Origin of the sequence: Variovorax humicola (assembly GCF_037889915.1) — a bacterium.
Lineage (GTDB): Bacteria > Pseudomonadota > Gammaproteobacteria > Burkholderiales > Burkholderiaceae_C > Variovorax > Variovorax humicola.
On record NZ_JBBKZV010000021.1, the window covers coordinates 112855 to 123844 of the forward strand.

Here is a 10990-nt window from a genome sequence, read left to right on the forward strand (position 1 = left end):
TCTAACCAGGAGATTTCAATGTCTGACTTATCGACGCTTCGACAGAGCGCTTATCGCATTCGCCGCTTCGCGCTGCGGATGGGCGAAGTCCAGGGGCAGGGCTACATCGGCCAGGCGCTCGGATGGGCCGACGTTCTCGCGGTTGCCTACAAGCACGCGATGACCTACAAGCCCGAGGATCCCGAGTGGGAAGGCCGCGACCGCTTCCTGCTGTCTCACGGCCACTACGCGATCGCAGCCTATGCCGCGCTGATCGAGGCCGGGATCATTTCTGAAGAGGAGCTTGAAACCTACGGCAGCGACGACAGCCGCCTGCCGATGTCGGGGATGGTCACCTATACGCCCGGCATGGAAATGTCTGGTGGATCGCTCGGGCAGGGTCTTCCGATTGCCGTCGGCATGGCGCTCGGGCTGCGTCTGAAGAACAACCCGGCCTTCGTCTACAACTCGATGTCCGACGGCGAGCTGGACGAAGGGTCGACCTGGGAGGCCGCCATGGGCGCCGCCCACCACAAGCTGTCGAACCTGATCTGCCTGATCGACATCAACAACCAGCAGGCCGACGGCCCCTCCGGAAAGATCATGGGTTTCGAGCCGCTCGCCGACAAGTGGGCCGCGTTCGGCTGGCACGTGCAGCGCGTCGATGGCAACGACATGCCCGCCGTCATCGCTGCCTTCGACGCGGCCCGCGCGCTGAACGAAGACAAGCCGCGCGTCATTCTGTTCGACACCTTGATGGGCAAGGGCGTTCCGTTCCTGGAGACCCGCGACAAGAACCATTTCATCCGAGTCGATCCGCCGGAGTGGCAGCAAGCCATCGAGCATGTCGACAGCACGCAACCTGAAGGAGTCTTGTGATGAGTGCCACTATCGAGAAGAAGCCGCGTCTGAAGACCTCGGCGATGATTGCTTCCATCGCCGGCGAGGGCCAGCGCGTCACGGCGGCGCCGTTCGGCAAGGCCATGGTCGAGCTGGGCCGCAATCGCCCGGACGTCGTCGGGATGACGGCCGACCTCGCCAAGTACACCGACCTGCACCTGTTCGCCAAGGAGTATCCGGAACGGTTCTTCCAGATGGGCATGGCCGAGCAATTGCTGATGGCGGCGGCGGGCGGCATGGCCAAGGAAGGATTCATCCCCTTCGCAACGACGTATGCGGTGTTCGGCACCCGCCGCGCCTACGACTTCGTGCATCAGGTGATCGCCGAAGAGAACCTCAACGTCAAGATGTGCTGCGCGCTGCCGGGGCTCACGACCGGCTATGGGCCGAGCCACCAGGCGACAGAGGATCTGGCGTTGATGCGCGGTATTCCCGGCCTGACGATCATCGATCCGTGCGACGCACTCGATATCGAGCAGGCGGTGCCTCAGATGGCGGATCACCAAGGCCCCGTCTACATGCGGCTGCCGCGCGGCAACGTGCCGCTCGTGCTCGACGAGTACGACTACAAGTTCGAACTCGGCAAGGCCAAGCTGATTCGCGACGGCAAGAGCGTGCTCGTGATCTCGAGCGGCTTCATGACGATGCGCTCGCTGGAGGTCGCCCAGCAATTGCAAGCCGACGGCGTCGACGTTGCGGTGCTGCACGTTCCGACGATCAAGCCTCTTGACGAAGCGACGATCCTGGCCGAGGTGCGGCGATCGGGCAGGCTCGTGGTGGTGGCGGAGAACCATTCCGTCATCGGCGGGTTGGGGGAGGCAGTCGCAACCCTGCTGATGCGCTCGGGCGTCGCGACGGCCTTCAGGCAGATCGGCTTGCCCGATGCGTTCCTCGACGCGGGGGCCCTGCCGACGCTGCACGACCGCTACGGAATTTCGACAGAGGCGATGAGTCGGCAAATCAAGGGTTGGGTCTAGCCCCACCGGCAACGGTCCCGCGCAGTTGCCTCGTAGTCAACAGCCGGTCGCCCGGATGGCGATTGCCATCCGGGCGACCGAGCCACGGATTCAAGCGCACAAGAGGATTGCCACGACTTGAGTTGGCCGCAGGGACCCGGCCGGTGGTCGGGACATCCCGTCATCACTCATCGGAACAGGAACAAATGATGAACGTTACTTTTATCGGAGTGGGAGCCATCGGACTGCCGATGGCTTTGCGAATCCAGGGCGCAGGCCACGCGGTCACAGGTGTCGATGTTTCGGACGCAGTCATCGCGAACGCAAGATCGAACGGCATCGAGACCGTTCGACGATTTTCTGCAGCGCCCACCTCGGAAGTCGTTGTCGTCATGGTTGCAACACCGGATCACCTGGCCGGGGTCGTAGGGCAAGTGGACGAGACGGTGCAAGGCCAGTTGTGGATCATCATGTCGACGGTCGGGCCCGAATCCGTGCGTGAGCAAGGCGAAGCCTTGCGGCAAAAAGGCGCTCGCGTCGTCGATGCGCCCGTGACGGGAGGCGTCGCTCGCGCCAGGACAGGTGAACTGGTCATCTTCGCTGCGGGATCGACGCCCGATGTGGAGTCCGCGATGCCCGTGCTCGAGGCGATGGGCAAGGTACGAATGACGGGTGAACAGCTTGGTGACGGGCAAGGCATCAAGGTGGTCAACCAGCATCTTTGTTCCGTTCACATTGCTGCGGCCGCCGAGGCCCTCAATCTGGCCAGGCTGCTGGGCCTCGACCCTGCCGTTGTGCTCGGGTTGATCGAGAACGGTGCCGCCGGGTCCTGGATGTTGTCTGATCGTGGTCCACGCATGGTGGCGGGCACTGATGTCGAAGTGACCAGTGCCATCAACATCTTCGTGAAAGACAGCGGGCTGGTCGCCTTGGCAGGAGAGAGCTGCGGCGCCGAGCTTCCTTTGCTGGCCATTGCGCACGAGCGCTTTTGCCGGGCGGCGGATGCAGGCCTCGGCTTGCGTGATGACAGCAGGGTGATCGAGACCTGGAGTTGAAGCATCGGGACGGCATCCCTGCCCCCCGACAGTTGCCCGGAGCACCCGACCATGTCGATTGCCACCACCACCGGGTCAGCGAGCCCCTACGGTGCGCTGCCGCCCTTCGCTCGCGACCGGGGCTACCTCACGCCATGATGACCTGCACGCTGTGCTCGTACTGGGCCGCCAGTTCGTCGAATGTCGTGACGAGCGCCTCGGCCGATCGAACCAGGGCCACGCGGCCCTGAGGCTTGTTCATTCCCTGCACGCCGCGCGCAAAGCGCAGCCACTCGTCTCGCGCGGTCGCAAGCACCGCGCGGATCTCGGGCGACGTCAATGGCGCACTCTCGAGTTCAAGGAGTGCCTTCTCGAACTCGCTCGCCGAAGCGACCATCTGCGGCGCGTTGGGCTCGCCCAGCAGTGCTTCCTTGGCGAGGCGTTCCGAAAGCATGCGCTGGCGTCCGCAGAGGCTGATGATCTTGAGCGCGCGCCGTCCACTCGCCCCCTCAAGTGACTCCGTCAGGGTTTCGGCACTGGCCAGGAGCGCCTCTGCGGCGGCATCGATCGCCGCCATTGCGTCAGGCGTGACACGGGCTGTCCAGGCAGCTGAAAGTGAGAGCCACGCCGCGCTCGTTCGCTCGAGCGCAGCGGCTGGCGCACCCGTGAGTCCCAAGCCGGCGAGGTACGCCAGATTTTCCTGGATGCGGTCGGCAGATTGACGCCGCTGTGCACGACTTCGCGTCACATCGACCGCGACGAGGGCCTGCGCCGCCAGCCGTGCGAGTCGTTGCGACAACATGCGGAGTTGGCCCGCACGATTGATCGCCTCGGCCCATCGCACCGCGTCGACGACGGATCGCGACACCTCGCCGAGGCGGATGTTGGCGTGCATGGAGGCGCGACGCAGCAATGCAAAGGCCTCGTCTTCGTCCATGCCTCGGGCCAGCATCAGCAGGCCCTTGGCCTTGTCGACCCATTTACGGTCGTCCAATTGGGTGCGCAATTGCACCAGTTCGAGTCGCCAGGCCGCTTCGCGCCCGCATCGCGCGCGAGCCTGTGAAAGCAAGGCGGCCAGTTCGACCTCCTCCGTTTTTTCGACATCGCCCCACGCGTGCACGCCGGCGTCCACCAGCGCCGCATGGAGCGTCGCGTCCAGCGGCGGACTCAGCAGGCTCAACGGTGAGGAGGGCGCCGCGTCCGATAGGGCGGCCATCGCCTTCGGGACGCCAGACCCCTCTGCGCCCACGGCGCACGCCAACACGTGGTCGAAGGACCCGCCCTCCATCGCACGAAAGTCGTCGCCTTGGTGGTAGACGACCTCCATTCCGCATTGTGAAAGAGCACGCTGCACGCCCCGCGGCAGGGCAATTGCATCGAGCAGATCCAGCAGAACGAGGTGCAAGGAAGGCATGGAATGGACAGCGTGCAGGGCTGCACCAAGCATAAGGCCAGGGCTTGGCGTTTGTGGCACGGTGCTTGCTTAAGGATGGTCTCGCGGTGTAACGAAGCACCGCTTCGGTGTGATAGGGCCGCGGCTCTCGCGGTTTCATGGCGCAGCGCGCATGGACACGCCGTCCGCCGGCAACGCAGCCGGAACTCTCCCTCCAAACCCCTCCGACGATGCGGCACACGCGATGGCTGCGTTGCGGCATTTGCATTGATTCCTGCCATGTCAACTTTCAAGACTTTTTTGAAATCCGGGCACTCCCCCACCCTCTTTGCCGCGTTCCTGTACTTCTCGTTTTCGTGCTGCATCTGGGTGCTGAACGGCGCGATGGCGCCCTTCATTGGCGAGACATTCAAGCTCACGCCGGCCGAAAAGGGGCTGATGCTGTCGGTGCCGATCATCGCGGGCGCGCTGATGCGCTTCCCGCTTGGCATCCTGTCGCAATACATCGGCCGCAAGAACGCCACCCTGGTCGAGATGGGCCTGATCGCCATGGCGATGATGTTTGGCTTCTTCTTCGTTCACAGCTTCAGCGAACTGTTGGCGATGGGCGTGCTGCTCGGCATCGCCGGCGCCAGTTTCGGCGTGGCGCTGTCGCTCGGATCGGGCTCGTTCCCGCCACAGCACAAGGGACTCGCAATGGGCCTGGTGGGCGCCGGCAATGTCGGCACCGCGGTGTCGGTGCTGGTGGCGCCGCCGCTCGCGCAATGGCTTGGATGGCAAAGCGTCTATGGCATCGCGGCCGTGGCGATCCTGATACCGATGGTCGTGATGATCGTGTTCGCCAAGGAGCCGCCGGACGTCGACAGCCATGCGAGCTTTCGCGAGCACGTGGCCTGCCTGTTCGAGAAGGACGGCTGGGTGTTCAGCCTGATCTACGGCGTGACTTTCGGCGGCTTCATCGGCCTGACGACCTTCCTGCCGTCGTACTACTACGACCAGTTCGGTGTCAGCAAGGTCCAGGCGGGGCAACTCACGATGCTTGCCGCCTTCATGGGCGCCGCGGTGCGCGTGGTGGGCGGGTGGATTTCCGACCGCTGGGGCGGCGTCAACACGCTGACCCTGGTGCTGCTCGTGGTTGCCGGAGGCCTGGTGTTGGTCGGCGTGAGTTCATCGTCGCTCGCGTTGACGACATTGCTGCTGATCATCTGTTTCGCGGCGCTGGGCGCCGGCAATGGCGCCTTGTTCCAGTTGGTGCCGCTGCGCTGGCCCGCGAGCACCGCCGTGGCCGGCTCGATGATTGGCGAGATCGGTGCACTGGGCGGCGGATTGGTGCCCAACGCCATGGGCCTGTCGAAGCAGTACCTGGGCAGCTACGTGTGGGGCTTTGTCTTCTTTGGCGCACTGTCGCTCATCATGCTGGGCGTGATGCGCGTGATGCAGATTCGCTGGACGCGCACCTGGGCTGAAAAAGGCGGTCGCGCCCGCACGACATCCGCTGCCGCACCCGCTTCCTATGCCGGCGCCCGCAAGGCGGCCCGCCCATGAAGGAGGCAGGCCAGGTCGGCAGCGACCCTTCAACGCGGCAGGAACAGCAGCCAGAAGAGCAGCACCACGTTGAACAGCACCGACACGACGAGCGCGATGCGCAGCAGCGCGGCGCGATTGCGCTGTATCAGCGGCGTGGCAAGCGGCGCGGCGATGGGGCGCGAAGCGCCGCGTTCGAGCGCCAGCAACATCTCCTCGGCAGTTTCGAAGCGCTGACGCGGATCGCGTGCGACGGCCTTGCGTACGAGGTGGTCCAGCCACATCGGCACGTCGGGCCGGATGCGCGACAGTGCGCCCGGGTCGCGCCGGTAGCGTGCCTGCTGATAGGGCTCGATCTCGCCATAGGGCAAGCGCTTCGTCAGCCACTGGTAGAGCGTGACACCGAGCGCGAACAGGTCGCTGCCCGCATCGGCCGGCGCGCCCTCCCATTGCTCGGGGTTGATGTAGCTCGGCGTGCCCGCGTGCAGTTCGCGCGCAGCGGGGTCCTCGCGGCCGGACAGCGCGACGCCGAGGTCGAGAATGCGCCAGCGGCCATCCTCGCCGCAATGAAGGTTGCCGGGCTTGATGTCGCGGTGAATCACGCCATGCCGGTGCAGTTGGCCAAGGGCCCGCGTCCATTGAATGGCCGCGGCCACGACGGTCGCAACCGGCGGCAGCGTCGCGGTCTGCCGGATCTGCTCCAGCGTGCGGCCGCTGTGCCAGTCGAACACCGTGTAGAGCGCGCTGGCTCGCGCATCGCGTTCGTGCACGCGCACGAAGCCGGTCTCGCCGCGCGCACTGACGCGCAAACCGAGCCACGCCTCATGGGCCAGCATGGCGCGCTCTTGCGCATCGCTGGCGCGCGAGGGATGCAAGGTCTTCAGCGCCACAAGGCCACGCGTGGCGGTCTCGCGTGCCTGGTAGATCAGGTGTACGCCGGTGTCGGCCACGCGCGCCGTGATCACGTAGCCGTCGAGCGCATCGCCCACCTTCAAGGCGGGCGGCGGGGCAAGACGTCGACCATCGAACAACTCGTCTTCAAGCTGCCGCGCGTCGAGGCCGACAACGCGCAACACGAGCGCCGTGGCGTTGTCGCGCGTACCTGCGGTGAGCGCGGCCTGCACCATCGCATCGCTGGCCTGCCCTGCACTGCCGACCAGCGCGAGTTCGCCGACCTGTGCGGCCTTGAGCACGCCGTGCACGCCGTCGGTCGTGAGCACGAAGCAGTCGCCGACCTGCACGTCGCCCTGCACGTAGTCGACACGCACCTGGTCGTCGAGGCCGATCGCGCGGGTCAACTGGGCCTTGAGATCGGGGTGGTCGAGCGCATGGTCGTGTGTCAGCGGCACGGCGGGCGCGCCATCGGCCCGCACACGCCAGGCGCGCGTGTCCCCCACGTGCGCCAACGTGTAGCGGTGGCCGTGCAGCACCAGCGCGGTCAGCGTCGCAAGGCCGGTCACGGTTCCGTGGCGGCGCTGGTTGTGGGAAGCCAGCCAGGTGTTCTGGGCGCCGATCACGCGGTCCAGCGCAACGGTGGCGTCCCATGTGTCGGGTGTCGCGAAATAGTCGGACAGAAGGCCCATCACGGTGGATTGGGCCGCCTCGAGTCCGCCGCCGCCGGTAGACACGCCATCGGCAATGGCTGCGATCAACCCGCGCGCCTCTTCACCCCTCGGCGCATGGACGGCACCCGCGAAATCTTCGTTCACGTCGCGAGGCCCGCACTGGCTGCTGTAGCCGATGTCCACTTCAAAGCTCATGGCGCGATTCTGCACACGCGACCCGGGCGCCCCGCTTGAATGAATCCAGGAAAGGTCTTTAGGTCATGAAAAAGATGAAATTGGTGCTGGTCGGCAACGGCATGGCCGGCGTGCGCGCGGTCGAAGAGCTGATCAAGCTCGCACCCGAGCTCTACGACATCACGGTATTCGGTGCGGAGCCCCATCCCAACTACAACCGCATCCTGCTGTCGCCGGTGCTGGCCGGTGAGCAGACGGTCGAGGAGATCGTGCTGAACAGCTGGGAGTGGTATGCGGAGCACCACATCACATTGCATGCCGGCAAGAAGGTGACGGAGGTGAACCGCGTGAAGCGCATCGTCCGAGCGGTGGCGGACGACGGCAGCGTCACCGAGGCGGCCTACGACAGGCTCTTGCTGTGCACCGGCTCCAACCCCTTCATCCTGCCGGTTCCGGGCAAGGACCTGAAGGGCGTGATCGCCTACCGCGACATTGCCGACACCGACTACATGATCGAGACCGCGAAGACGCACAAGCATGCGGTCGTCATCGGTGGCGGCCTGCTCGGCCTCGAAGCCGCCAATGGCCTGATGCTGCGCGGCATGAGCGTGACGGTGGTGCATGTGATGCCCTGGCTCATGGAGCGGCAGCTCGATGACGTGGCTGGCAGGCTGCTGCAGAAGTCGCTGGAAGACCGCGGGCTCAAGTTCCTGATCGGTGCGCAGACGCAGGAACTGGTCGACGACGGCGCGGGCCGCGTCAAGGCGGTGAAGTTCAAGGACGGCACCGAAGCACCGGCCGACCTGGTGGTGATGGCCGTGGGCATCCGCCCTAACACGACGCTGGCCGAATCGATGCGCCTGCACTGCAACCGCGGCATCGTGGTCAACGACACGATGCAGACGGTGACCGATGCGCGCATCTACTCGGTCGGCGAATGTGCGGCGCATCGCGGCATCGCCTACGGCCTGGTCGCGCCGCTGTTCGAGCAGGCCAAGGTGGCGGCGAACCACCTGGCGCAGTTCGGCATCGGGCGCTACATGGGTTCGTTGACGTCGACCAAGCTCAAGGTCACGGGCATCGACCTGTTCAGCGCGGGCGAATTCATGGGCGGCGAAGGCACGGAAGAAATCGTCATGAGCGACCCCTTCGGCGGCGTCTACAAGAAGCTGGTGATCAAGGACGACAAGCTCGTGGGGGCTTGTCTGTATGGCGATACCGCCGACGGCAGCTGGTACTTCAAGCTGCTGCGCGACGGCCGCAGCGTGGGGGACATCCGCGAGAAGCTGATGTTCGGCGAATCGAACATCGGCGACACCGGGCACGAGGGCCACAGCAAGGCCGCGTCCATGCCCGACGCGGCCGAGGTGTGCGGCTGCAACGGCGTCACCAAGGGCACGATCTGCAAGGCGATCCGCGAGAAAGGCCTGTTCACGCTCGACGAGGTGAAGAAGCACACCAAGGCGAGCGCCTCGTGCGGGTCCTGCACCGGCCTGGTCGAGCAGATCCTGATGTTCACCGCCGGCGGCGACTACTCGGCCGCGCCGAAGAAGAAGGCGATCTGCGGCTGCACCGATGCGAGCCATCAGAACGTGCGCGACGCGATCCTCAAGGAAAAGTACCTGACGCATGCGGATGTCTACGCGGGGCTGGGATGGACCACGCCCAATGGCTGCGCCAGCTGTCGCCCGGCCATCAACTACTACCTGATCAGCACCTGGCCCAAGGAGGCGAAGGACGATCCGCAGAGCCGCTTCGTCAACGAGCGCAGCCACGCGAACATCCAGAAGGACGGCACCTATTCGGTGATCCCGCGGATGTGGGGCGGCCACACCACGCCGGACGAGTTGCGCCGCATCGCCGACGCGGCCGACAAGTACAAGATTCCGACGGTCAAGGTCACCGGCGGCCAGCGCATCGACCTGCTCGGCGTCAAGAAGGAGGATTTGCAGGATGTCTGGAAGGACATCGGCATGCCGAGCGGCTTCGCCTATGGCAAGTCGCTGCGCACGGTGAAGACGTGCGTGGGCAGCGAGTGGTGCCGCTTCGGCACGCAGGACAGCACGCAGATGGGCAAGGACCTGGAGCGCGCGCTGTGGGCGATGTACTCGCCGCACAAGGTCAAGCTGGCAGTGTCCGGTTGCCCGCGCAATTGCGCCGAGGCCGGCATCAAGGACGTGGGCGTGATCGGCGTCGACTCGGGCTGGGAGGTCTATGTCGGCGGCAACGGCGGCATCAAGACCGAGGTGGCGCAATTCCTGGTGAAACTGAAGACGGCCGAGGAAGTGATGGAGTACACCGGGGCCTTTCTCGAGTTGTACCGCACGGAGGGCTGGTACCTGGAGCGCACGGTGCACTACATCTCGCGCGTGGGGCTGGACTACGTCAAGAAGCGCATCCTGGACGACACCGCGGGCCGCAAGGCGCTGTGGGAGCGGCTGCAATTTGCGCTCGATGGCGAGCCCGACCCGTGGTTCGAATCGGTACAGGCGTCGGTCGATGTCCGCCAGTTCGCCCCTGTCGCACGGATTGCGCAAGGAGAATCGGCATGACTGAATGGAAGACCATCTGCCGCGTCGAAGACATCCCGGTGCTTGGCGCGCGACGCGTGGCTCGGCCGGTGGGTGTGGCGGTCGCGGTGTTTCGCAACAGCCAGGACGAGGTGTTCGCGCTTCTCGATCGGTGCCCGCACAAGGGCGGGCCGCTGTCGCAAGGCATCGTGTTCGGCACCAGCGTGGCCTGCCCGCTGCACAACTGGACCATCGGGCTGGACGACGGGTGCGCGAAGCAGCCCGACGAAGGGTGCACGCCGAGGTTTGCGTGCAAGGTCGAAGGGGGACAGGTCATGCTGGATGCACGAGAACTCGCGACGCATGCGCTCGACCTGGAGGCGCCGCGTGCGGGTCCAGGAAAGGCTGCGCCTACAGGGCCGTTGGGTGACCGGACATTTGATGTGCAGGCGCCGCATGGGTCTTGAGCTTGTTCGTTGCGGCGGGGGCGCGTCGGCGGACGGCATGCGGTGCGGGCCGGCCGGCACAGTGGGGTCGCACGGTCCGTGCCGCATGCCGGGCGCGCTTCCACGAGGTGCACTTTCACGCAGCGCATTCGCCCGCCTGAACGCCAGCGCACAGGACACAAGGTCATGAAGGAGACCAGGTCGACCTGCCCCTACTGCGGCGTGGGCTGCGGCGTCATCATCGAATCGCAGGGCGACCAGATCACCGGCGTGCGTGGCGACGCGGACCACCCGGCCAACTTCGGCCGCCTGTGCACCAAGGGCTCGACACTGCACCTCACGGCCACCGCGGAGGTCACGCGGCAAACGCGCCTGCTGCAGCCGATGCAACGCGCCCGACGCGGCGCGGCACCGCAAGCGACGACCTGGGACAGCGCCCTCGACACCGCCGCCGACAAGTTCGCGCAAGTCATCCGCGACCACGGCCCCGACGCGGTCGGCTTCTACGT

8 protein-coding genes and 1 pseudogene are annotated in these 10990 nt (G+C 65.7%); 7 read left to right on the forward strand and 2 right to left on the reverse strand.

Annotated features, from left to right (window positions below; translation table 11 throughout):
• Positions 1–18: 18 nt before the first annotated feature.
• From WKW80_RS25745 to WKW80_RS25755, 3 genes are all read left to right on the forward strand, one after another.
• The gene (locus WKW80_RS25745) at positions 19–858 is read left to right on the forward strand and encodes a transketolase (protein ID WP_340366417.1); all 840 of its coding nucleotides are present in this window, start codon (positions 19–21) and stop codon (positions 856–858) included.
• A complete protein-coding gene (locus tag WKW80_RS25750) occupies positions 858–1856 on the forward strand; it encodes a transketolase family protein (protein WP_340366418.1) in 999 nt (332 codons plus the stop codon). The genes WKW80_RS25745 and WKW80_RS25750 overlap by 1 nt, the downstream gene beginning before the upstream one ends.
• 185 nt (positions 1857–2041) lie before the next feature.
• Positions 2042–2890 carry an NAD(P)-dependent oxidoreductase gene (locus WKW80_RS25755; protein WP_340366419.1) on the forward strand — a complete coding sequence of 283 codons (849 nt, stop codon included), beginning with the start codon at positions 2042–2044 and terminating at the stop codon, positions 2888–2890.
• Positions 2891–3017: 127 nt separating this feature from the next.
• On the opposite strand, the gene WKW80_RS25760 is transcribed toward WKW80_RS25755, so the two are convergent.
• Positions 3018–4283 carry an ANTAR domain-containing protein gene (locus tag WKW80_RS25760; protein ID WP_340366420.1) on the reverse strand — a complete coding sequence of 422 codons (1266 nt, stop codon included), beginning with the start codon at positions 4281–4283 and terminating at the stop codon, positions 3018–3020.
• Between the two features lie 258 nt (positions 4284–4541).
• Here WKW80_RS25760 and WKW80_RS25765 point away from each other — a divergent pair, with 258 nt between their 5' ends.
• Positions 4542–5807, forward strand: a complete 1266-nt coding sequence (locus WKW80_RS25765) for an MFS transporter (RefSeq protein WP_340366421.1) — start codon at positions 4542–4544, stop codon at positions 5805–5807.
• 29 nt (positions 5808–5836) lie between these two features.
• On the opposite strand, the gene WKW80_RS25770 is transcribed toward WKW80_RS25765, so the two are convergent.
• The gene (locus WKW80_RS25770; protein WP_340366422.1) at positions 5837–7546 is read right to left on the reverse strand and encodes a bifunctional protein-serine/threonine kinase/phosphatase; all 1710 of its coding nucleotides are present in this window, start codon (positions 7544–7546) and stop codon (positions 5837–5839) included.
• A 65-nt stretch (positions 7547–7611) separates the two neighbouring features.
• Between WKW80_RS25770 and nirB the strand changes: the two genes are divergently transcribed.
• The 3 genes and pseudogenes from nirB to WKW80_RS25785 form a co-directional block, all read left to right on the forward strand.
• Positions 7612–10077 (forward strand): nitrite reductase large subunit NirB, encoded by a 2466-nt coding sequence (gene nirB / locus WKW80_RS25775; protein WP_340366423.1) that lies wholly within the window; start codon positions 7612–7614, stop codon positions 10075–10077.
• Entirely contained in the window at positions 10074–10502 is a 429-nt protein-coding gene (gene nirD, locus WKW80_RS25780) for a nitrite reductase small subunit NirD (protein WP_340366424.1), read from the forward strand. Before nirB ends, nirD begins: the two co-directional genes overlap by 4 nt.
• Before the next feature lie 165 nt (positions 10503–10667).
• A pseudogene (locus tag WKW80_RS25785) lies at positions 10668–10990 on the forward strand (nitrate reductase); the annotation flags it as partial.

Bases quoted from the DNA above. Each gene is read 5' to 3' on its own strand.
- WKW80_RS25765 (WP_340366421.1), top strand. From the start codon at position 4,542: ATGTCAACTTTCAAGACTTTTTTGAAATCCGGGCACTCCCCCACCCTC.
- WKW80_RS25745 (WP_340366417.1), top strand. From the start codon at position 19: ATGTCTGACTTATCGACGCTTCGACAGAGCGCTTATCGCATTCGCCGC.
- WKW80_RS25755 (WP_340366419.1), top strand. From the start codon at position 2,042: ATGATGAACGTTACTTTTATCGGAGTGGGAGCCATCGGACTGCCGATG.
- WKW80_RS25750 (WP_340366418.1), top strand. From the start codon at position 858: ATGAGTGCCACTATCGAGAAGAAGCCGCGTCTGAAGACCTCGGCGATG.
- nirB (WP_340366423.1), top strand. From the start codon at position 7,612: ATGAAAAAGATGAAATTGGTGCTGGTCGGCAACGGCATGGCCGGCGTG.
- WKW80_RS25760 (WP_340366420.1), bottom strand. From the start codon at position 4,283: ATGCCTTCCTTGCACCTCGTTCTGCTGGATCTGCTCGATGCAATTGCC.
- WKW80_RS25770 (WP_340366422.1), bottom strand. From the start codon at position 7,546: ATGAGCTTTGAAGTGGACATCGGCTACAGCAGCCAGTGCGGGCCTCGC.
- nirD (WP_340366424.1), top strand. From the start codon at position 10,074: ATGACTGAATGGAAGACCATCTGCCGCGTCGAAGACATCCCGGTGCTT.